Origin of the sequence: Variovorax cryoconiti (assembly GCF_051216395.1) — a bacterium.
In the GTDB taxonomy this organism is placed as follows: Bacteria; Pseudomonadota; Gammaproteobacteria; order Burkholderiales; family Burkholderiaceae_C; genus Variovorax.
In genome coordinates, this window is sequence record NZ_JBPJZI010000011.1 from 86,538 (window position 1) to 108,101 (window position 21,564).

Here is a 21,564-nt window from a genome sequence, read left to right on the forward strand (position 1 = left end):
TCCCCCTGTTGACGCCGCCACGCAAAGCGAAGGTAAAGCCGGTGACACGCTATGCACGATTCGCAGCAGCGGGCTTCAAGGCCGTGCGCCGTCTTCACTGACAAGCATCGCGAGCATCGCCTGCTCGTCGATGACCGGTACCTCCAGCAGCCGGGCCTTCTCCAGCTTGCTGCCGGCGTCGGTCCCGGCGACCACGTAGTTCGTCTTCTTGCTGACCGACCCTGCCACCTTGGCCCCGGCCTCTTCCAGTTTGTCCTTGGCCTCGTCCCGGCTGAGCGTAGGCAAAGTGCCGGTGATCACGAAGGTCTTGCCCGCCAGCGGACGGGGCGTCCGTGCGGCGGGTTCGCCCTCTTCCCAGGTCACCCCGCTGGCACGCAACTGCTCGACCACCTCGCGGTTGTGGGGCTGATCGAAGAAGGTCCGCAGGCTCGTCGCCACCACCGGTCCGACATCGCGGACCTCGAGAAGTTCCACCTCAGGCGCGTCCATGATGGCGTCGAGCTTGCCGAAGTGCTTGGCCAGATCCTTGGCCGTGCTCTCGCCGACGTGACGGATGCCGAGCCCGAAAAGGAAGCGTGGCAGCGTCGTCTGCTTGGACGCCTCAAGCGCTGCGACGATGTTCGCCGCCGACTTGTCGGCCATGCGGTCCAGCCCCGCGAGCGTCGTGAAGCCCAGCTTGTAGAGATCGGGCAAGGTGCGGATGAGTTGCGCGTCGACAAGCTGCTCGACCAGCTTGTCGCCCAGGCCCTCGATATCGAGCGCACGGCGGGCCGCGAAATGCAGGATGGCCTCCTTGCGTTGCGCGGGGCAGAACAGGCCGCCGGTGCAGCGGTAGTCGACTTCGTCTTCCTCGCGCAGCGCGTCGGAGCCGCAGACCGGGCATTGGCGCGGCATGGTGAAGAGCGCCCCGCGCTCGGTGTCGGGCTTGGCCAGGCTGTCCGGCGCGACGCCAACGACTTCCGGAATGACGTCGCCCGCGCGCCGCACGATCACCGTGTCACCCACGCGCACATCCTTGCGGCGGGCTTCGTCCTCGTTGTGCAGCGTCGCGTTGGTCACGGTCACGCCGCCGACGAAGACCGGCGCCAGCTTGGCGACCGGCGTGAGCTTGCCGGTGCGACCGACCTGCACCTCGATGGCCAGCACCTCGGTCATCTGCTCCTGCGCCGGGTACTTGTGCGCCACCGCCCAGCGCGGTTCGCGCGAGACGAAGCCGAGCTGACGCTGCAGCACCACGCTGTCGACCTTGTAGACCACGCCGTCGATGTCGTAGGGCAAGGCGTCGCGCTGTCGGCCGATGCTCTCGTGGAACGCGATCAGCTCGATCGCGCCCCGTGCCCGCGCCGTCTGGCTGGCGACCGGGAAGCCCCAGGCATGGAACTGCTGCAGCCAGTCGAACTGGGTCGGGCAGTCGGGGCCACCCTCCTCCGGCGCGCTGACCTCGCCCAGTCCATACGCGAAGAAGCTCAGCGGCCGCGACGCCGCGATGGCCGGGTCGAGTTGCCGGACCGCGCCGGCCGCCGCGTTGCGCGGGTTGACGAACACCTTCTCGTTCTTCTGGCCAGCCGCGATCCGCTCGCGCTGCCGCGCGTTGAGCGCATCGAAGTCGGCACGCTTCATGTAGACCTCGCCACGCACCTCGACCACTGGCGGTGCGGTGCCGTTCAGCCGCAAGGGAATCTCGCGCACGGTGCGGATGTTCTGCGTCACGTCCTCGCCGACCTCGCCGTCGCCCCGCGTGGCCGCCTGCACCAGCACGCCGTCTTCGTAGCGCAGGTTCATGGCCAGGCCGTCGAACTTCAGCTCGCAGACGTAGTCGACCTGCGGGCCGTCCTCGGGCAGGCCGAGCTCCTTGCGCACGCGGGCGTCGAAGGCGCTTGCGCCGCCGGGCGTGATGTCGGTCTCGGTCCGGATCGACAGCATCGGCACCCGGTGGCGTACCTTGACGAAGCCATCGCGCACCTGTCCACCCACACGTTGCGTGGGCGAATCGGCCGTGCGCAGTTCGGGGTATTCGGCCTCGAGCGCCTGCAGGCGCTGGAACAGCTTGTCGTAGTCGGCGTCGGGCAGCTCGGGCGCGTCGAGCACGTAGTAGAGATGGGCGTGGCGGTGCAGTTGCTCGCTCAAGGCGGCGGCCTCGCGCGCCGCGTCTTCACGCGTCGTCATGGCGGTGTCTCCAGAAAAAGGTCAGCTGAACAGGCGCCGCGCCAGGTGCGACCCGGCCGCCAGGTCGCGCGAATCCAGCGTGTCGTAGAGCTGTTCGAGGTCGGCGCCGATGGCGTCCATCGTCTCCTCGCGCAGCAGCTGGCCGTCGCTGTCGGTCACCACACCATCCATCTCGCGGGCCAGTGTGGCGGCGGCATCGCGCATGCGCGCGAAGGGCCGCTCGCCGCGGTCGACCTGCGGCACGTCGAGGCTCAGGGTCAGCTCGCGGATGGCCGACTGCGCCGGGTCGTCCGCCAGCGCCGCCTGGGTGTCGAAGGACAGGCCGGTGATCGGCGGCAGTCCTGCTTCGGCCGCGGGCAGCACCATCCGGCCCGGGATCATCCCGGCGACGAAGCCCAGCCGCGCCGCGTTCTGCTGCACATAGCCGGGGCTCCATGCCGCGTGCCGCGCACGCAGCACGAAGGCGAGCTGCGCGTCGTGCGCGCTCGCGAACTGGTCGAGCTCGCGCGCACGCGCCACCTCGTCGAGCATCTCGGGAAATTCCGGCGCACCGCCCACCGCATCGGCAAAGGCCTGTGCCTTCACCACGAATTCGGAGTACTCGATCTCGTTGAGCGCGCCGGTGCGGTTGGCCAGTTGCACGCCCACCTGGAAGGCGCCGTAGCGCTGGCCGGCCACCGGTGGCTCCCATTCGCCGTTGTGCTCGTTGAGGCCTTCGATGGCGACGGGCTTGCTGCCGGCGCGCCGGGTGGCCGGCATGGCGGCGATGGCGGCATCGCCGGACACCAGCCCGTCGAGCGACACCGGTGCGATCACGTCGATCAGCGGGTCCAGCCCGCCACGGCGGTCGGCCATCGGGATCGGCAGCGCGCTGGGCGCCGGCAGGTCGGGGTCGAACAGCGGCTCGTGCCGCTCGTTGCCGGGCGTGGGGTGCGGATCCGCATGCAGCACCGGCTCTTCGTCCGACCGTGCCGGCGGCAGCTCGTCGAAGCCGGTGGGCGGTGGCGCATCGGGCTGGCGCGGTGCATTCCGGCGCGACATCCAGGTGTCGTAGCCAACCACGGCGGCGAGGAAGAGGCCGCCGAGGACGGCCAGGGCGATGGTGAGGCTGCTCATGCTTCGACCATCGACACGGCAGATTCCATATCCACCGCCACGATGCGCGACACGCCCTGCTCCTGCATGGTCACGCCGATCAGCTGCTCGGCCATCTCCATCGCGATCTTGTTGTGGCTGATGAAGAGGAACTGCGTGCTCTTGCTCATGGCGGTCACCAGCTTGGCGTAGCGTTCGGTGTTGGCGTCGTCCAGCGGCGCATCCACTTCGTCCAGCAGGCAGAAGGGCGCGGGGTTGAGCTGGAAGATCGCAAAGACCAGCGCGATGGCGGTCAGCGCCTTCTCGCCGCCCGAGAGCAGGTGGATGGTCTGGTTCTTCTTGCCCGGAGGCTGCGCCAGCACCTGCACGCCGGCGTCGAGGATTTCGTCGCCCGTCATCACCAGCCGCGCGTTGCCGCCACCGAACAGCTCGGGGAACATGCGGCTGAAGTGCTCGTTGACGATCTTGAAGGTGCCGCCGAGCAGCTCGCGGGTTTCGCCGTCGATCTTGCGGATGGCGTCTTCGAGCGTGGTGATGGCTTCGTTCAGGTCGGCCGACTGCGCGTCGAGGAAGAGCTTGCGCTCGCTGGCGGTCGCCAGTTCTTCGAGCGCCGCGAGATTGACCGCGCCCAGCGCCGCGACCTCGCGGTGGATGCGCTCGATCTCGCTCTGCAGGCCGACCAGCCGGACCTTGTCGGTCTCGATCGATGCAGCCACCGCTTCGAGGTCGGCCTGCGCGTCGGCGAGCAGCGTCGCGTACTGCTCGACACCCAGGCGCGCAGCCTGTTCCTTCAACTGGAATTCGGTGATGCGCTGGCGCAGCGGATCGAGCTCGCGCTCCAGCTGCAGGCGGCGCTCGTCGCTGGCACGCAGCTTCATTGTGAGGTCGTCGTACTGGCTGCGCGCGGCGCCCAACGACGTCTCGCGCTCGAGCTTGAGCGACAGCGCGTCCTGCAGTCCAGCCTGCGCCGCCGCGTCGGACAGGCGCCCGAGTTCGGCCTGCGCACGTTCCTGCTCGTCGGCCAGCGACACGGTCTGCTGCGCCGCGGTCTCGATCGCGCGGCTCAATTCGCCGCGACGGGCTTCGACGCTGCGCCGGGTGAAGGTCGCTTCCTGCGCCTGGCGTTCCAGGCTGCGGTGCTGGTCGCGGCTCGCAGCCAGCGCACGGCCGGCCTCGATCACGCGTTCGTCGAGCTGCGCATGACGCTCCTGCGCATCGGCCAGCTGCATGTCGAGTTCCTCGAAGCGGCCTTCGGCGGCGATGCGGCGTTCCTGCAGTTCCTCGAGCTGCGCGTCGACCTCCCCAAGGTCGGCCGCCAACTGCTCGCTGCGGGCGCGGGTTTGTTCGGCCAGTTGCGTCAGGCGCAGCGTCTCGACCTGCAGCTCGTGCGAGCGCGATTGTGTTTCGGCGGCTTCGCGACGCACGCTGACCAGGCGCTGCGCCGCGTCGGCGTAGGCCGCTTCGGCACGCACCAGCGCCGTCCGCGCCTCGTCGCTGATCAAGGTCTGGGCGCGCAACTGGCGCTCCAGGTTTTCCATTTCCTGCTGGCGTGCGAGCAGGCCGGCCTGCTCCGAATCCTGCGCGTAGAAGCTCACGCTGTGCGTGCTCACCGCGTGGCCACTCTGCACGAAGATCGCTTCGCCGGGCTGCAGCTTGTCGCGCTGGGCCAGCGCCTCTTCGAAGCTGGGCGCGGTGTAGCAGCCGTGCAGCCAGTCGACCAGCAACGCCTGCAGGCCGGCATCGTTCAGGCGCAGCAGATCGGACAGGCGCGGCAGCGTCGCGCTGCCCGGGGGCGCACCAGCCGACGGCGGGTTGTAGAAGGCCAGCTTGGCCGGCGGCGCGTCGTTGCCGAAGGCGCGGACCATGTCCAGGCGCGACACCTCGAGCGCGCCCAGCCGTTCGCGCAGCGCCGATTCGAGCGCGTTCTCCCAGCCCTGCTCGATGTGGATGCGGCTCCACAGCCCCTGCAGGCCATCGAGGCCGTGCTTGGCCAACCAGGGCACGAGCTTGCCGTCGGTCTTGACCTTTTCCTGCAGCGCCTTGAGTGCTTCGAGGCGCGCCGACAGTTCGGTGTGGCGGGCGCCCTCGGTGTTGACGGCCTGCTGCTTCGTGCGGCGGTCGTCGTCGAGCTGCGGCACCGATTCCTGCAGGTCCTGCAGGCGGGCGTCGGCTTCGGCCGCGGCCTCTTGCGCGGCAGAGAACTGGAACTGCAAATCCTGCAGCTTGGCGTCGTCCGGTGCGGCGAGCGCCTGCTTGTCGGCACGTAGACGTTCGCTGCGCATCGTCAGCTGGCGGCTCTGTTCTTCGATGTTGCGCTGGTCGGCGGCCAGCACCTGGATTTGCTGCTGTACCTGCGACACGCTCGCGCGCTGGGCGTTGGCTTCGTCCTGCGCACGCTGCTGCGCCTCTTCCAGTTCGGGCAGGCGTGCGTCGTGCTCTTCCAGCTGCGCGGCCAGCAATTCGGCCTGCTCTTCGGCGTCGACGCCCTGCCCGGCCAGCGTCTCGATCTCGGCCTCGGCGTCGTCCTTGCGGCCGCTCCACTGCCCGATCTGCTCGCGCAGCTGGATCAGGCGCTGCTCGACGCGCTGGCGGCCTTCGACCACGAAGCGGATCTCGCCTTCGAGCCGGCCGACTTCGGCGCTGGCCTCGTAGAGCTTGCCCTGCGCCTGGTTGACCTGGTCGCCGGCCGCGTAGTGCGCCTGGCGGACCGTCTCCAGTTCGGACTCGATGCGGCGCAGATCGGCGGTGCGCGACTCGAGGTCGTTCAGCGCCTTGCCGGCGTCGGCCTGGATCTTGGCCTGGTCGGCCTCGCTCTCGCTGCGTTTGAGGAACCACAACTGGTGCTGCTTGCGCGTGGCGTCGGCCGTGAGCGTGTTGTAGCGCTGCGCCACCTCGGCCTGTTTCTCCAGGCGCTCGAGGTTGGCGTTGAGTTCACGCAGGATGTCTTCGACGCGCGTGAGGTTCTCGCGCGTGTCACCGAGGCGGTTCTCGGTCTCGCGGCGGCGCTCCTTGTACTTGGAGACGCCGGCGGCTTCCTCGAGGAACAGACGCAGCTCCTCGGGCTTGGATTCGATGATGCGGCTGATCGTGCCCTGGCCGATGATGGCGTAGGCGCGCGGGCCGAGGCCGGTGCCCAGAAACACGTCCTGCACGTCACGCCGGCGCACCGGCTGGTTGTTGATGTAGTAGCTGCTGGTGCCGTCGCGCGTGAGCACGCGGCGCACCGCGATTTCGGTGAACTGCGACCACTGGCCGCCGGCGCGGTGGTCGGCGTTATCGAACACCAGCTCGACGCTGGAACGGCTGGCCTGCTTGCGGGTGGTCGTGCCGTTGAAGATCACGTCCTGCATCGACTCGCCGCGCAGCTCCGACGCGCGCGATTCGCCCAGCACCCAGCGCACCGCATCCATGATGTTCGACTTGCCGCAGCCGTTGGGCCCGACCACGCCGACCAGTTGGCCCGGCAGCAGGAAGTTGGTGGGTTCGGCGAACGACTTGAAGCCGGAAAGCTTGATGGAATTGAGACGCACGAGGGGTCGTTCCGTCTTGGCTCTGGGGCCAAGGTATTGATTTGTAAGGAATTTTGCACAGCCCGCCGGCTGCCGCCCGAGCACGCGATGATACCGTGCACACCATGCGCGATTCACCCCTGCCGCCCCATGATCGGCGCTCATTTTTCATCGATCGTCGTGCGCTGCTGGCAGGTGCCGCCGCCGCGGCGCTCGGCCTGGGGGGCTGCGCCGCCCTCCGCTCCACCGACCGCGCCGAAAACTACGACAGCCGCGAATGGATGCAGTCCAGCGCGAACCGCATCGCCAACCTGGCGCTGCGCGACAACCTGCAGTCGATCCGGCGTGTGCAACTGTCGCTGTACCGGCGCAACCCACGCGAGTGGCGCAAGAGCGCCGCCAGCGCGGACGACGCCATCCAGCGCACCTGGGACGCCGTCACGCAGGCCACACCCTTGCCGGCCCTCGGCGGCAAGAGCGGCATCGAGGCCGTGCGCCTGGCCTTCGAGCCCGGCTACGCCGGCGACCGCATCGCCGCGCTGGTCTACGGCTGGGCCACGATGCTCAAGGAAGCCAACGGCAACACCTGGGAGCAGACGATGGTCGACGGCGTGAACGCCGAGAACAGCTATCGGGCGGCACGCAACATCGAGATCTCGCTGTGGCTGATCGGCTCGAAGACCGGTTCCGACGGCCAGCCGCTGCTGCTGGCCACCGAGATCAGCGAACGCGGGCGCAACCTGGTGGTCGACCGCGAGCTTTCCAAGATCGTGGCGCGGCTGGACCTGCTGGCCGCTCAGGCCGACGAGAAGTACCGACGCGCCGCGCTCGATTTCGCGCAGGGCTGGATCATGGGCAGCCTCGGGCCCTTCCTGTCGCTGGCGAAGCCCTGAAGGCCGTCGCCGTGCGGCGCGACGTGGCACCTAAAATGCTTCGCAGCCTTCTGCTTTCCCTTCACTCCCTCCTACCCAGGCACAACACATGAGCTCCATCAATTTCATCGGCGGCGAAAAAGGTGGGGTCGGCAAGTCGGTCACGTCGCGGGTGCTGGCGCAGTACTTCATCGACCACAGCCGGCCCTTCACCGGCTTCGACACCGACCGTTCGCACAGCTCCTTCACGCGCTTCTACGAGGGCTTCGCCTCGCCGGTGGTGGTCGACAGCTTCGAGGGCCTCGACAAGGTGGTCAACGGCTTCGAACACAACCCGCAGCAGAGCGTGATCGTCGACCTGGCGGCGCAGACGCTGGCGCCGCTGTCGCGCTGGATCAAGGAATCGGACCTGTTCGACGTCTTCACCGAACTCGGCGTGGCCGTCAATTTCTGGCATGTGCTGGACGACGGCAAGGATTCCACCGACCTGCTGGGCACGCTGATCGACACCTTCGGCGACCGCCCCAACTACATCGTGGTGCAGAACTACGGCCGCGGCAGCGACTTCGGCATGCTGCTGGGCTCGCAATCGCTGCAGAAGGCGGTCGCCCACGGCGCACGCGTGATCGCGCTGCCGCGCCTGCACGACGCCAGCATGCGCAAGATCGACGCGCAGAACAGCAGCTTCTGGAAAGCCGTCAACGACCGCGAAGGCCCGCACGCCCTCGGCCTGCTCGAGCGTCAGCGCGTGAAGACCTGGCTGGGCACGGCCTACGCGGCCTTCGACACGCTGCCGCTGTAGTCCCCCGCGCCCGCGCGCATCGTTCAGCCTCTCAGGCCGCGACCGCCTGCAGCAGCCACGCGCGAAACACCTGCATCGCCGGTCCCTCGGCTTTCGACTTGAGCCGCGTGAGCCAGTAGCGGCCGTTCTGCGTTTCGACGGCGAAGGGTCGCACCAGGCGGCCCTGCCGCAATTCGCGGCCGAACATCGCGACCGGCAGCAGGGCGACGCCGGCACCCTGCCCCACCGCCTCGGCCATGGTCATGGACGAATCGAAGACCGCGCCTCGCAACACCGGGCACTCCACGCCAGCGGCCGCGAACCAGGCCGGCCATTCGTCGCTGCGATAAGAGCGCAGCAGGGTCGCGCCGTGCAGGTCAGCCGGCCGCTGCAGTCGGTCGGCCCATGCCGGCGCGCAGACCGGCGACAAGGGCGCCGTCATCAAGGGCTCGGCCTCGGTGCCGTGCCAGGCGCCATCGCCGAAACGGATCGCGTAGTCCAGGCCTTCGCCCGCCAGGTCGACCCGGTTGTTGTGGGTGAACAGGCGCAGGTCGACGAAGGGATGCAACTGCTGGAAATCCTGCAGCCGAGGCATCAGCCAGCCGACCGCGAAAGTGCCGACCACGCCGATCGTGAGCGCCTCGCGAGCCCTCCCCTCGCCGAACTGCCCGAGCACGCTCGCGATGCGGCCGAAGGACTGTGCCAGCACGGGCAGCAGGGCCGCGCCTTCGTCGGTGAGCGCCAGGCCGCGCGGCAGGCGCCGGAAGAGCTGTGCGCCGATGCGGTCCTCCAGGTTCTTCACATGCTGGCTCACCGCCGTCTGCGTGACGTGCAGTTCCAGCGCCGCACGGGTGAAGCTGAGGTGGCGCGCCGACACCTCGAAGGCGCGCAAGGCATTGAGCGGGAGTTGCATGGGTCGTGGATCCTTCTTCAAGACCCAGATTTTCTTATGGCTCGGCTGCGTTCTTTGCATTGGATGCAGAACGCGTCCGTCGCTATCGTCCAGACCTTCCCAACACCTCTCGAGAAAGATACGAATGCAGAGACGACTCTTTTCGCTGGCCCTGGGCGGCGGGCTGGCCGCCATGGCCGCTGGCGCCAGCGCCAAGAATTCCAAAGGGCAAGGCGCACACGACGTGGAAGTGAAACTGCGGCAGATCGAAGCCGCGAGCGGCGGCAGGCTCGGCGTCTGCATCCTGAACACCGCGGACGGCCGGCGTTTGGGTCACCGTGCCGACGAGCGCTTTCCGATGTGCAGCACCTTCAAGCTGCTGGCCGCGGCCCTGGTGCTGCAGCGCGTCGACAGCGGCCAGGACACGCTCGACCGCCTCATCGCCATCGAACGCTCGGTGATCGTGCCGCACTCCCCGCTCACCGAACCGAATGTCGGCGGCACGATGACGATGGGCGCACTGTGCGAGGCGACCATCACCCAGAGCGACAACGCTGCCGCCAACCTGATGCTCGCCAGCTTCGGCGGACCCGCCGGACTCACGGCCTACGTGCGCTCGCTGGGCGATCCGCTGACACGCCTCGACCGCAACGAGCCCGGACTGAACGAGGCCATCGCGGGCGATCCACGCGATACGACCACACCGGCCGCCATGCTCGGACTGATGCAGAAACTGGTGCTCGGCAATGCGCTGAAGCCCGCGTCGCGCGCGCAACTGCGGGACTGGCTGATCGCCAACAAAACCGGCGGCCAGAAGATCCGCGCGGGCCTTCCGGCGGGCTGGCAGGTGGGCGACAAGACGGGCGGCGGCGCCTTCGGCACGAACAACGACGTGGCGGTGGTCTGGCCGCCGGGCCGGCCGCCGATTCTCGTGACGACCTACCTCACGCAGACCCAGGCGCCGCTCGCGCAACGGGACGCCGCGCTGGCCGCGGTCGCGGCGCTGATCCCGGACTTCGTCGGCGCTTGAGCGCCACGCACGATCAGATGCGCCGTGGGCGCCTGACCAGCAGCACCAGCAGCAGCACCGCGAACGCCACGAAGCACACGAAGGACCAGTTGGCGATCGACAGGCCCAGGAAGGTCCAGTCGATCTTGGTGCAGTCACCGCTGCCGCGGAAGATCATCGGGATCGCGCGCTGGAGCGGGAAGGTCTCGATCATCCCGTAGATGTCGCGCCCGCAGGAACCGAATTCCGGCGGGTACCACTGCAGCCAGCTCTGACGCGCGGCGGTATAGGCGCCGCCGATGGCGACGATCAGCGCCAGCGCCGCGCCCGTCGCCTGCAGGCCGCGCCCGCGTGCCAGGGCGGTCAGCCCGGTGATCACCGCCACCAGGACGAGCGCATAGCGCTGCACGATGCACATCGGGCACGGCTCGAGGCCGACCACGTGCTGAAGGTACATGCCGAAAGCCAGCATGGCCACGCAGGCCAGGCAGATCAGCGCGAACGCGCGGCGCGGTGCGCCGAAATACCAGTCGATCAAGGAGACACCCAATCTTCTACGAACACCCGGGCCTTGCGCGGCGTGGCGACGACGGTGTCGCCCTCGGCGAGGCCCAGGTCCCGGAACTGTTGCGCAGGGAGTTGCGCTTCGATGATGGTTCCGGATGCAGGATTATCAGGAGTCGTTTCGACGGGTTCGAGTTCCAGCCGCGCGATGGGTCCGACGACGATGGCGCGCGAAATCTTGGCGACCAATCCACGCGATGCGGCGCCCGATACAGCGCCTGCGACGTACGGCTGGATGTCGATGTCGTGCGGCCGCACATAGGCCAGCGCCTTGCTGTCCTGCACGCCGCTGTGCTCCGGCGCCTGCAGGCGGATGCCTTCGAGCTGCACCTCGCCTTCGTGCGCGCGGCCGTGGAACAGGTTCACGTCGCCCAGGAAGCCGTAGACGAAGGGGCTGGCCGGATGGTCCCAGACCTCCTGCGGCGAGCCGACCTGCTCGATCTTGCCCTTGTTGATGACCACCACGCGGTCGGCCACCTCGAGCGCCTCTTCCTGGTCGTGCGTGACGAAGATCGAGGTGACGTGCAGCTCGTCGTGCAGGCGGCGCAGCCAGCGGCGCAGCTCCTTGCGCACCTTCGCATCCAATGCGCCGAACGGTTCGTCGAGCAGCAGCACCTTGGGCTCGACGGCGAGCGCACGGGCCAGCGCGATGCGCTGGCGCTGGCCGCCAGAAAGTTGCGAAGGGTAGCGGTCGGCCAGCCAGTCGAGCTGCACCAGCTTGAGCAGCTCGGTCACCTTCTGCTTGATCTGCGCGTCCGACGGGCGCTCGCGGCGCGGCTTCACGCGCAGGCCGAAGGCGACGTTCTCGAACACGGTCATGTGGCGGAACAGCGCGTAGTGCTGGAACACGAAGCCGACCTGGCGCTCGCGCACGTGCACGTCGGTGGTGTCCTCGCCCGAGAACAGGATGCTGCCAGCGTCGGCCGTCTCCAGCCCCGCGATGATGCGCAGCAGCGTGGTCTTGCCGCAGCCCGAGGGGCCGAGCAGCGCGACCAGTTCGCCCGAGGCGATGTCGAGGTTGACATCGTTCAGCGCGCGGAAGTCGCCGAACTGCTTGCTGATGTTGCGGATTTCGATGCTCATGATTTCTCTTTCAGGCGGCCTGAGGACGCTCGGGCGGCAGTTCCGCGATGGCCTTCATCTCGCGCTCGTGGCGCCACTCGATCACCGACTTGATGACCAGCGTGACCAGCGCCAGGATGGCCAGCAGCGACGCGACGGCGAAGGCCGCGACCGACTGGTACTCGTTGTAGAGCACCTCGACGTGCAGCGGCATCGTGTTGGTCTGGCCGCGGATATGGCCCGACACCACCGACACCGCGCCGAACTCGCCCATGGCGCGCGCATTGCACAGGATCACGCCGTACAGCAGACCCCACTTGATGTTGGGGAGCGTGACGCGCCAGAAGGTCTGCCAGCCGGTTGCACCCAGCACGATGGCCGCCTGCTCCTCGTCGGTGCCCTGCGCCTGCATCAGTGGAATGAGTTCGCGCGCGATGAAGGGAAAGGTCACGAAGACGGTGGCCAGCACGATGCCGGGCACCGCAAAGATGATCTTCACATCGTGCGCGGCGAGCCAGGGACCGAACCACCCCTGCGCGCCGAACACCAGCACGTAGATCAGGCCAGCCACCACCGGCGACACCGCGAACGGCAAGTCGACCAACGTGGTCAGCACGGCCTTGCCGCGGAACTCGAACTTGGCGATGGCCCAGGCCGCGGCCACGCCGAAGACCAGGTTCATCGGCACGGTGATGGCGGCGACGATCAGCGTCAGGCGGATCGCACTCCAGGCATCGGGTTCCTTCAACGCCTCGACGTACGCGCCGAAGCCCTTGCGCAGCGCCTCGGTCGCCACGGCAGCGAGCGGCAGCACGAGAAACAGGAACATGAAGAGCAGCGCGAGCCCGATCAGGGTCCAGCGGACCCAGGGCGCCTCGGTGGTGCCGGCACGTGCTCGGCGGATGACTTTTTGGGGAGCACTCATGTCAGTGCCGCCCGGCCGCCCGAAGGCACTGACGCGCCCCCTCGGGGGGCAGCGATACGCGAAGCGATGAGCGTGGGGGTACTTTTCATGTCAGGTGGCCGATCGCCGGCGCTGCCAGCCTTGGAGGGCGTTGATGACCAGCAGCAGCAGGAAGGAGATGACCAGCATCACCAGCGCCACCGCGGTCGCGCCGGCGTAGTCGTACTGCTCGAGCTTGCCGATGATGATGAGCGGTGTGATCTCCGAGATCATCGGCATGTTGCCGGCGATGAAGATGACCGAGCCGTACTCGCCGACCGCGCGCGCGAAAGCCATCGCGAAGCCCGTGAGCAGCGCCGGCAGGATGGAAGGCAGGATCACGCGGGTGAAGGTCTGCAGCCGGTTCGCGCCGAGCGAGGTGGCGGCTTCCTCCAGCTCCTTCTCGGTGTCTTCGAGCACCGGCTGCACCGTGCGAACCACGAAAGGCAGGCCGATGAAGATCAGCGCGATCACGATGCCCGCCGGCGTGAACGCCAGCTTGATGCCGTGCGGCTCGAGGTACTGGCCGATCCAGCCGTTGCCGGCCAGCAGCGCGGTCAGTGAGATGCCGGCCACGGCGGTGGGCAACGCGAACGGCAGGTCGACCAGCGCATCGACGATCTTCTTGCCCGGGAACTTGTAGCGCACCAGCACCCAGGCCACCAGCAGGCCGAAGACCAGGTTGACCAGCGCGGCGATCAGCGACGCGCCGAAGGTCAGCCGGTACGACGCCATCACCCGCGGCGCGGTGACCGCCACCCAGAACTGGTCCCAGCTCAGCGTGAAGGTCTTGAAGACCAGCGCCGACAGCGGGATCAGCACGATCAGGCAGAGGTAGAACAGGGTGTAGCCGAGCGTCAGGTTGAAGCCCGGCAGCACGCGCCGCATGCCACCCGAACGTGAAACCGGCGCTGCCGCGGACGACAGCGCCGACGAGGGGGCGCCGCTCATCGCGCGGCGCTCCGGAGCCGAACCAGGGCGTTCACTTGGTGCCGGGCGTGTAGAGCTTGTCGAACTGGCCGCCGTCGTTGAAGTGCACCTTCTGCGCTTCGCCCAGGCTGCCGAAGAGCTCGGCCACGGTGAACAGCTGCACCGGCTTGAAGGTGGCGGCGTACTTCTTCAGCACGGCCGGCGAACGCGGGCGCAGCGCATGCTTGGCGGCGATCTCCTGGCCCTCTTCCGAGTACAGGAAGTCGAGGTAGGCCTTGGCCACGTCGGCGGTGCCCTTCTTGGCGACGGTGCGCTCGACGACGGCGACCGGGTTCTCGGCCAGCACACTGATCGACGGGTACACGGCATCGACCTTGCCGGCGCCGAATTCGCGGTCGATCGACAGCACTTCGGATTCGAAGGTGATCAGCACGTCGCCGATGTTGCGTTGCAGGAAGATGGTGGTCGCGTCGCGGCCGCCCTTGCCCAGCACCGGCACGTTCTTGAACAGCTTGCCGACGAACTCGGCGGCCTGGGCATCGGTGCCGCCCTTCTTCTTCACGTAGCCCCAGGCGGCCAGGTAGGCGTAGCGGCCGTTGCCGCCGGTCTTGGGGTTGACGACGATGACCTGCACGCCCGGCTTGGTCAGGTCTTCCCAGTCCTTGATGCCCTTGGGGTTGCCGTTGCGCACCAGGAACAGCATGGTCGAGGTGGTCGGCGACGCGTTGTCGGGGAAGCGCTTCTGCCAGTCCTTGGCGACCACGCCGATGCCGGCGAGGAAATCGACGTCGGTGGTGGTGTTCATCGTCACCACGTCGGCGTCGAGGCCGTCGGCCACCGCGCGCGCCTGGGCGCTGGAGCCACCGTGCGCCTGGTCGATCTTCACGTCCTTGCCGGTGGCCTTCTTGTAGCTCGCGATGAAGGCCGGGTTGATGTCCTTGTAGAACTCGCGGGCCACGTCGTACGACGCGTTGAGCAGCGTCGTGGTCTGCGCGATGGCGCCGGAAGCGGCCGCGGCGAAAACCACGGCGGCGAAGATCGTCTTGATTCTGGAAGTCATAGGGTGGCCAGGTTGTCGGAAGCGTTGTGGCCGGCCAGCAGCTGGCTCGGCGTTTCGGTCAGCGACTGCAGCAGCGCCAGGCCCAGGGGCCAGTCGCCGTGTCCGGAGTCGACGTTGATGTGGCCCGCATTCTGCATGCGGACGAATTCGCTGCCCCAGGCGCGGGCATAGGCGCCCGCCAGGCGCACGGGGCAGAACGGGTCGTTGCTGCTCGCCACCACCACGCTGCGGTAAGGCAGCGCTGAATAGGGCACCGGGGCGAAATCATTGAGGGCGGCACGGCGCTCCGGGTCGGCCGGTGCCACCAGCAGCGCACCGGCGATGCGCGCCACCACGTCGGGCGGCAGGTGCGTCGTCGCAATGCAGCCCAGACTGTGCGCGGCCACGACCACCGGCGCATCCTGCGCCAGGATCAGGTCGCCGATCGCCCTCACCCAGGATGCGCGGCGCGGCGACACCCAGTCGTCCTGTTCCACGCGCACGGCACCGTCCAGGCCCTCGGCCCACAGGCTCTGCCAGTGGCCGGGGCCGGAATCGCGCCAGCCGGGAACGATGACGACGCGGTGGGTCACTTGTTCGGTTGCGGGGTGACGCGCAGGTACGGGCGCACGGCCTTGAAGCCCTTGGGGAAGCGCTCCGCCAGTTCGGCCGGGTCCTGGATGCTCGGGATGATGACGACGTCGTCGCCGTCTTTCCAGTTGGCGGGCGTCGCGACCTTGTGGCTGTCGGTGAGCTGCAGTGAGTCGATGACGCGCAGGATTTCGTCGAAGTTGCGGCCGGTGCTGGCCGGGTAGGTCAGCGTGGTGCGAATGACGTGCTTCGGGTCGATGATGAACACGCTGCGCACGGTGGCCGTGGCCGACGCGTTCGGGTGGATCATGTCGTAGAGGTTCGCGACCTTGCGGTCGGCATCGGCCAGGATCGGGAAGTTGACCGTGGTGTTCTGCGTCTCATTGATGTCGGCGATCCATTCCTTGTGCTTGCCCACCGGGTCGACGCTCACCGCGATCGGCTTCACGCCGCGCTTGGCGAATTCGGTGGCCAACGCCGCGGTCTTGCCCAGTTCGGTGGTGCAGACCGGCGTGAAATCGGCCGGGTGCGAGAACAGCACCACCCACGAATCGCCGGCCCAGGCATGGAAGCTGATGGGGCCGTCGCTGGAATCCTGCTGGAAATCGGGGGCGGTGTCGCCGAGTCGAAGGGTGGCCATGGTCGTTGCTCCGGGGTGTGGAGCACCGATTGTGGAAAGCCTTGCTCGGATAACAAACGAATATCTACTTGTTTGTTTATCGCGATTCGGGAATAAGGGACTGTTCCGAGCAGCGCTGCTCGCAGCGGACCGTTGCATGCGGTTCGTCACCGTCGAGATGCTCGGCCAGGAAGTCGATCAGGTGCCGCACCGCCGGCACCTGGGCGCGGCGCGGCGCGAACATGGCGTGCACGATGCCGGCCGGCGGCGTCCAGCCCGGCAGCAGTTCGACGAGTTCGCCGCTCTTGATCTCGCGGCGGCACATGTAGTCAGGCAGCATGCCGGCGCCGATGCCCTGCACGATGGCCGACTTGAGCGCCAGCAGGTCGTCGGCCACATAGCGCGGATGGTGCGGCACCTGGTGAAGCTTGCCGTCGGGCCCGTGGAGCGGCAGCACGGCGCGGCCCTCGCCGGCAGACATGCCCACCGTGTCGATGCGCACCAGGTCTTCCGGCCCGTTGATCTGGCCCTGGTGCGCCATGCGCTCGGCATTGATCACCAACAGGCCGCGGCTGATGCCGAACTGGCGCGCCGCCAGCGTGGCGCTGTCTTCCACCACGGTACGCACGCGAAGTGCCAGATCGACGCCGTCCTCCACCGGGTCGACGGGCCGGTTCATCACCCGCATCTCGACCCGCACCAGCGGGTAGCGACGCATGAAGATCGGCAGCAGCGGCCCGACGCTGGCCTGGGCGAGCGTGACCGGACAGCTGATGCGCACCGTGCCGCGGGGCTCGGTCTGCACCTGAGAGACGGCCTCCGCAGCCGCCTGTGCCGCATCGCGCATTTCCAGGCAATGCCGCAAGTACACCTCACCGGCCGACGTGAGCGACAGCCGGCGGGTGCTGCGTTGCAGCAGCTGCACGCCGAGCACGGATTCCAGATCGGCGACCCGGCGCGACAGCCGCGACTTGGGAATGCCGAGCGCCTTGCTGGCGGCGGTGAAGCCGCCCCGCTCCGCCACTTCGGCGAAGAACACCATGTCGTTGAGATCTTGCATGGCCCGGATTGTCCCAAATAAGGAACGATCTGACGCAAATATGGCTACTTATCGCCGACTCGCTCCAAAAATAGAATTGTCTATATGCCGGCCTTCCGTGCCGATGCTTCCAACCGAAAGTGAGCGAACGATCATGAAACTGCTGCAAGTGGATTCCAGCGTCCTGGGCACCAACTCCGTCTCCCGCCAACTGACCGCCGAGATCGTGGCCGAATGGCGCCGCGTCCACCCGGACACCACCGTCGAGCACCTCGACCTGGCCGTGGACACGCCCAACCACTTCGACGCCAATGCCCTGGGCATCAAGGTGGCCGTGGCCGAGCCGACCGAAGTGCAGAAGCGCGAGAACGCCGTGTCCGAGAAGCTGGTGAGCCAGTTCCTCGCCGCCGACGTGATCGTGGTCGGCGCCCCGCTCTACAACTTCTCGGTGCCCAGCCAGCTCAAGGCCTGGATCGACCGCCTGGCCCAAGTGGGCCGCACCTTCAAGTACACCGAAAAGGGCCCGGTCGGCCTGGCCGGCGGCAAGACGGTCATCGTCGCGTCGACGCGCGGTGGCCTGTATTCGACCAGCGAAGGCGGCCGGGCCATGGAGCACCAGGAAAGCTACCTGAAGGTGGTGTTCGGCTTCTTCGGCATCACCGACGTGCGCATCGTGCGTGCCGAAGGCCTGGCGATGGGCGAAGCGGCCAAGGCAGCGGCGATCGAATCGGCCCGCGCCGAGATCCGCACCGCCAGCGCCGAAGCCGCGAATCAGGGCGTCGCCACGCTCGCTGCCTGAGCGCCAGTCCGCCGGCTGTGGCGGTTGACCAGCACGGTCAGCCCCCACAGCACGACGCCGATGGCCAGCAGCACGGCCGCGATCTGGTACTGCACCATCGCGCGGCCGGTCCACGGCCCCACCAGAAACGCGCATGACAGCGCGCCGACCACCGGCAGGAGGGTCGGCGTGCGGAAGTGCTTGTGCTCGACCTTCTCCCGCCGCAGCACCAGCACCGCGACATTCACCACCGTGAACACGCACAGCAGCAGCAGTGCCGTCGTGCCGCCCAGCGCAGGCACGCCACCGACGAAGCCGATCAGGCCGAAAGCCAGCAAGGTGGTGAAGCCAATCGCGATGTAGGGCGTTCGCCGCTTCGCATGCACCTTGCCCAGCGCGTCGGGCAGCACCTTCTCGCGGCTCATGCCGTAGACCAGCCGGCTCGCCATCAGCATGTTGATGAGCGCGCTGTTGGCAACGGCGAACATCGTGATGAAGCCGAAGATCCACACCGGAAAGTTCGGCGCACCGGCCTGCACCACCTTCAGCAGCGGCGTCTCGCCCTCGCCCAGGTCCTCCGGCGACACCAGCGTGACGGCCGAGATCGACACCAGCACATAGATCACGCCCGTGATGGCCAGGCCCGCCAGCAGCACCTTCGGGAAGATGCGCGACGGGTCCTTGCATTCCTCGGCCATGTTGACCGAGTCCTCGAAGCCGACCATGGCGAAGAAGGCCAGCGTGGTCGCCGCGATGACCGACCAGAAGGCGCCGCCGCCATCGGGCGTCGCCTTGAACTGCGTGATGCGCGACACGTCGCCCTGCCCCGAGCCGATGGCCCAGGCGCCGATGCAGATGATGATCAGCAGGCCGGTGAGTTCCACGCAGGTCAGCACCACGTTGGCCTTGACGCTCTCGCCCACGCCGCGGAAATTGACGATGGCCACCACGGCCATGAACAGCAGGGCGACGCCGGTGATGCCCCAGCCGCCCGTGCCCAGGTCCAGCCCGAAGGCGCCGGAAAAGTTCGCGGCGAAGGCGCGCGATGCGGTAGAGGCCGAGGTGATGCCCGAGCACATGACCGCGAAGGCCACGATGAAGGTGATGAAATGGATGCCGAAGGCCTTGTGCGTGTACAGCGCCGCGCCGGCGGCACGCGGGTACTTGGTCACCAGTTCCAGGTAGCTGAAAGCCGTGACCAGCGCGACCGCGAACGCCACGAGGAAGGGCAGCCACACGACGCCGCCGACCTGCTTGGCCACCTGTCCGGTGAGGGCATAGATGCCGGTCCCGAGGATGTCGCCGACGATGAAAAGCAGCAGCAGCCACGGCCCCATCACCCGGTGCAGCGCGGGCTCGGCCTCGCGTTCGGTCGTGCTGGACGGCGTGTCGGGGATGGCCTGTGTCATCGGGCAACTCCGATAGAGAGACGACACGCAGTGTCGCGTCGACCGACGGCTCGACATGTCGTGATCGGGCCCTTGCGCGTGTCAGCCGGCTCCCGACGTCAACCGACCGTCAGGCCGCGTTGTGCGTCTTCACCCAGGCCACGTACTTGTCCATCCAGCCCTGCAGGAACTGCCGGCTGGCTTCCGACACGTGGCCCTTGTCGTCGAACAGGCCTTCCTTGTTCTGAATGAAGGCTTCGGGCTGGCCGAGCGTCGGCACGTCCAGGTAGGCCAGCACGTTGCGCAGGTGCTGCTGCGCCAGCGCCGTACCGATGGCGCCGACCGACACGCCGATCACGCCCGCCGGCTTGCCGCCCCACACACTCTGGCCATAGGGCCGCGAGGCGTGGTCGATGGCGTTCTTGAGCACGCCCGGGAACGAGCGGTTGTATTCCGGCGTGATGAAGAGCAGGCCCTGCGCCGCGGCGATCTCCGACTTGAGCCGCTTGACGGCCGGTGCCTGGTTGCCGTCGTCGTCCTGGTTGTAGAGCGGCAGGTCGCCGATCTCGACGTGTTCGAAGGTGAACTCCGACGGCGCCAGGTGGGCCAGCGCGAGCGCGAGCTTGCGGTTGAAGGAATCCTTGCGCAGGCTGCCGATGACGACGGCGATCTTGTAGTGGCTCATGAAATCTCCAGACGAGGGACAGGTGGGAAAGAAAGAAGGCTCAGGCCCGCGCCAGCGCCTGCTCGATGGCCTGCTGCAGGTGCGCCAGGCCGAAGGACACGTCGACGAAGGTGCCATTGAGATAGAAGCTCGGCGTGGCGCGCACGCGCAGCTGGTTGGCCACCTGCATCTGCTCCTGCACGCGCTGCAGGTAGACGTGGTCGCGCATCTCGTTCTCGTAGCGCGCCATGTCCAGGCCGATCTGCTGCGCATGGTCGCGCAGATGCGCTTCGCCCAGCTTGTGCTGGTGCGCGAAAAGCAGGTCGTGGAAAGGCCAGAACTTGCCCTGCGCGCCGGCCGCTTCCGCAGCCTCCGCCGCGAGTTCGGCGTGCGGGTGCACCTCGCGCAGCGGGAAGTGCCGGAAGACAAAGCGCACCTGGCGACCGAAATGGTCCCGCATGATCTTCACCGCCGGCGCCGCCTGGGCGCACGACGGGCATTCGAAGTCCCCGTACTCGATGAGCGTGACGCGCGCATCGGCGGGTCCAAGGATGTGGTCGGTGGCCGGGTCCGGCACGAGCAGGGGGTTCACGGTGGCGTTCATGGCGATGTCCTTCCTAAGGTGCGACGCCCGAAGTATGGTGCGCCTCGATGTCGCTGGCGATACGGGCCGACGCGTGTGTGTGACAGATGAAATCTGCCACCCGCGCTCAGGGACACGGCCTGTTCTGCAGGCTGGCCTGCGTCACGCTGGCACCGGGCGGCACGTCGTCGGTGATCCACACGTTGCCGCCGATGGTGGCACCCGCACCCAGCGTGACGCGGCCCAGGATGGTCGCGCCGGCGTAGATCACCACGTCGTCTTCCACGATCGGATGGCGCGGCAGGCCCTTCTGCAGGTGGCCGTCGGCACCGAGCGGGAAACGCTTGGCGCCCAAGGTCACGGCCTGGTACACCCGCACGCGCTCGCCGATCACCGCGGTTTCGCCGATCACCACGCCGGTGCCGTGGTCCATGAAGAAGCCGGCGCCGATGGTCGCGCCCGGGTGGATGTCGATGCCAGTCTGGCCGTGTGCCAGCTCGGCCACGATGCGCGCCAGCAGCGGCAGGTCGAGCCGGTACAGGCGGTGCGCCAGGCGGTGGTGGATCATCGCGAGCACGCCGGGGTAGCACAGCAGCACCTCGTCGACGCTGCGCGCCGCCGGGTCGCCCTGGTAGGCGGCCAGCACGTCGCTGTCGAGCAGCTGGCGGATCCGCGGCAGCGAGGCGCCGAAGGCCCGCACGGCGTCGGTGGCGCGCGCGTCGATCGCCGCCTCGTCGATGGCCTGCTGGCGGCCGACGTAACGCAGTTCGAGCTTGGCCTGCGTCAGCAGGCCGAGCAGCGCGGCGTCCAGCGTGTGGCCGACGTAGAAGTCTTCGCTCTCATGGCGCAGGTCCGGCGGACCGAGGCGCATCGGGAACAACGCACCCTTGAGTGCCTCGACGATCTCGGCGAGCCCCTCGCGGGACGGAAATTCGCGCCCCACGGGTTCGCGGGAACGCTTCTGCGAATCGCGCCATTCGTTGCGCGCATCGCGCAGGGCGCGGACGATGTCATCGACGTCGAAGGAATGCATGACCGGC

The 21,564-nt window shown here is 67.9% G+C and carries 20 protein-coding genes; 4 read left to right on the forward strand and 16 right to left on the reverse strand.

Features of this window, described 5'->3' with window-relative positions:
- Positions 1–75: 75 nt before the first annotated feature.
- The 3 genes from ligA to smc are packed head-to-tail and all read right to left on the reverse strand — an operon-like array spanning position 76 to position 6,791.
- Positions 76–2,166: an NAD-dependent DNA ligase LigA gene (ligA, locus tag ACSFA2_RS22175; RefSeq protein ID WP_435457485.1), complete on the reverse strand. Its 2,091-nt coding sequence runs from the start codon at positions 2,164–2,166 to the stop codon at positions 76–78.
- Positions 2,167–2,187: 21 nt separating this feature from the next.
- Positions 2,188–3,282: a cell division protein ZipA C-terminal FtsZ-binding domain-containing protein gene (locus ACSFA2_RS22180; RefSeq protein WP_435457486.1), complete on the reverse strand. Its 1,095-nt coding sequence runs from the start codon at positions 3,280–3,282 to the stop codon at positions 2,188–2,190.
- On the reverse strand, positions 3,279–6,791 hold the full coding sequence (smc, locus tag ACSFA2_RS22185) for a chromosome segregation protein SMC (RefSeq protein ID WP_435457487.1): 3,513 nt from the start codon (positions 6,789–6,791) through the stop codon (positions 3,279–3,281). Before smc ends, ACSFA2_RS22180 begins: the two co-directional genes overlap by 4 nt.
- A 104-nt stretch (positions 6,792–6,895) precedes the next feature.
- On the opposite strand from smc, the gene ACSFA2_RS22190 reads away from it, so the two are divergent.
- Both ACSFA2_RS22190 and ACSFA2_RS22195 read left to right on the forward strand, forming a co-directional pair.
- Positions 6,896–7,663: a hypothetical protein gene (locus ACSFA2_RS22190; protein WP_435457488.1), complete on the forward strand. Its 768-nt coding sequence runs from the start codon at positions 6,896–6,898 to the stop codon at positions 7,661–7,663.
- Positions 7,664–7,751: 88 nt separating this feature from the next.
- Positions 7,752–8,444 (forward strand): P-loop NTPase family protein, encoded by a 693-nt coding sequence (locus tag ACSFA2_RS22195; RefSeq protein WP_435457489.1) that lies wholly within the window; start codon positions 7,752–7,754, stop codon positions 8,442–8,444.
- A gap of 31 nt (positions 8,445–8,475) precedes the next feature.
- On the opposite strand, the gene ACSFA2_RS22200 is transcribed toward ACSFA2_RS22195, so the two are convergent.
- A complete protein-coding gene (locus ACSFA2_RS22200) occupies positions 8,476–9,336 on the reverse strand; it encodes a LysR family transcriptional regulator (RefSeq protein WP_435457490.1) in 861 nt (286 codons plus the stop codon).
- A gap of 124 nt (positions 9,337–9,460) precedes the next feature.
- On the opposite strand from ACSFA2_RS22200, the gene bla reads away from it, so the two are divergent.
- Positions 9,461–10,345 carry a class A beta-lactamase gene (gene bla, locus ACSFA2_RS22205; RefSeq protein WP_435457491.1) on the forward strand — a complete coding sequence of 295 codons (885 nt, stop codon included), beginning with the start codon at positions 9,461–9,463 and terminating at the stop codon, positions 10,343–10,345.
- A gap of 13 nt (positions 10,346–10,358) precedes the next feature.
- Here the strand turns inward: bla and ACSFA2_RS22210 are convergent, their stop codons facing one another.
- The 8 genes from ACSFA2_RS22210 to ACSFA2_RS22245 all read right to left on the reverse strand — a co-directional run bounded on the left by ACSFA2_RS22210 (position 10,359) and on the right by ACSFA2_RS22245 (position 17,132).
- Positions 10,359–10,862 (reverse strand): disulfide bond formation protein B, encoded by a 504-nt coding sequence (locus ACSFA2_RS22210; RefSeq protein ID WP_435457492.1) that lies wholly within the window; start codon positions 10,860–10,862, stop codon positions 10,359–10,361.
- Positions 10,859–11,971 carry a sulfate/molybdate ABC transporter ATP-binding protein gene (locus tag ACSFA2_RS22215; protein ID WP_435457493.1) on the reverse strand — a complete coding sequence of 371 codons (1,113 nt, stop codon included), beginning with the start codon at positions 11,969–11,971 and terminating at the stop codon, positions 10,859–10,861. Before ACSFA2_RS22215 ends, ACSFA2_RS22210 begins: the two co-directional genes overlap by 4 nt.
- A 10-nt stretch (positions 11,972–11,981) precedes the next feature.
- Positions 11,982–12,875, reverse strand: a complete 894-nt coding sequence (gene cysW / locus ACSFA2_RS22220) for a sulfate ABC transporter permease subunit CysW (RefSeq protein WP_435457494.1) — start codon at positions 12,873–12,875, stop codon at positions 11,982–11,984.
- A 90-nt stretch (positions 12,876–12,965) separates the two neighbouring features.
- Positions 12,966–13,844, reverse strand: a complete 879-nt coding sequence (cysT, locus tag ACSFA2_RS22225; protein ID WP_435457495.1) for a sulfate ABC transporter permease subunit CysT — start codon at positions 13,842–13,844, stop codon at positions 12,966–12,968.
- A 31-nt stretch (positions 13,845–13,875) separates the two neighbouring features.
- Positions 13,876–14,883, reverse strand: coding sequence for a sulfate ABC transporter substrate-binding protein (locus ACSFA2_RS22230; protein ID WP_435457496.1), 1,008 nt, complete (start codon positions 14,881–14,883; stop codon positions 13,876–13,878).
- Positions 14,880–15,455, reverse strand: a complete 576-nt coding sequence (locus ACSFA2_RS22235) for an RBBP9/YdeN family alpha/beta hydrolase (RefSeq protein WP_435457497.1) — start codon at positions 15,453–15,455, stop codon at positions 14,880–14,882. Before ACSFA2_RS22235 ends, ACSFA2_RS22230 begins: the two co-directional genes overlap by 4 nt.
- Complete coding sequence (locus tag ACSFA2_RS22240) at positions 15,452–16,093, reverse strand: peroxiredoxin (protein WP_435457498.1); 642 nt, start codon at positions 16,091–16,093, stop codon at positions 15,452–15,454. The genes ACSFA2_RS22235 and ACSFA2_RS22240 overlap by 4 nt, the downstream gene beginning before the upstream one ends.
- Positions 16,094–16,169: 76 nt before the next feature.
- Positions 16,170–17,132 carry a LysR substrate-binding domain-containing protein gene (locus ACSFA2_RS22245; protein WP_435457499.1) on the reverse strand — a complete coding sequence of 321 codons (963 nt, stop codon included), beginning with the start codon at positions 17,130–17,132 and terminating at the stop codon, positions 16,170–16,172.
- A gap of 133 nt (positions 17,133–17,265) precedes the next feature.
- Between ACSFA2_RS22245 and ACSFA2_RS22250 the strand changes: the two genes are divergently transcribed.
- Positions 17,266–17,910: an FMN-dependent NADH-azoreductase gene (locus ACSFA2_RS22250; protein WP_435457500.1), complete on the forward strand. Its 645-nt coding sequence runs from the start codon at positions 17,266–17,268 to the stop codon at positions 17,908–17,910.
- On the opposite strand, the gene ACSFA2_RS22255 is transcribed toward ACSFA2_RS22250, so the two are convergent.
- From ACSFA2_RS22255 to epsC, 4 genes are all read right to left on the reverse strand, one after another.
- A complete protein-coding gene (locus ACSFA2_RS22255) occupies positions 17,883–19,298 on the reverse strand; it encodes an APC family permease (RefSeq protein WP_435457501.1) in 1,416 nt (471 codons plus the stop codon). The two genes, ACSFA2_RS22250 and ACSFA2_RS22255, sit on opposite strands and share 28 nt — an antisense overlap.
- 109 nt (positions 19,299–19,407) lie before the next feature.
- Entirely contained in the window at positions 19,408–19,962 is a 555-nt protein-coding gene (locus ACSFA2_RS22260) for an NADPH-dependent FMN reductase (RefSeq protein WP_435457502.1), read from the reverse strand.
- A 40-nt stretch (positions 19,963–20,002) separates the two neighbouring features.
- Positions 20,003–20,545, reverse strand: coding sequence for a DsbA family protein (locus ACSFA2_RS22265; RefSeq protein WP_435457503.1), 543 nt, complete (start codon positions 20,543–20,545; stop codon positions 20,003–20,005).
- Between the two features lie 106 nt (positions 20,546–20,651).
- A complete protein-coding gene (epsC, locus tag ACSFA2_RS22270; RefSeq protein ID WP_435457504.1) occupies positions 20,652–21,557 on the reverse strand; it encodes a serine O-acetyltransferase EpsC in 906 nt (301 codons plus the stop codon).
- Between the last annotated feature and the right edge of the window lie 7 nt (positions 21,558–21,564).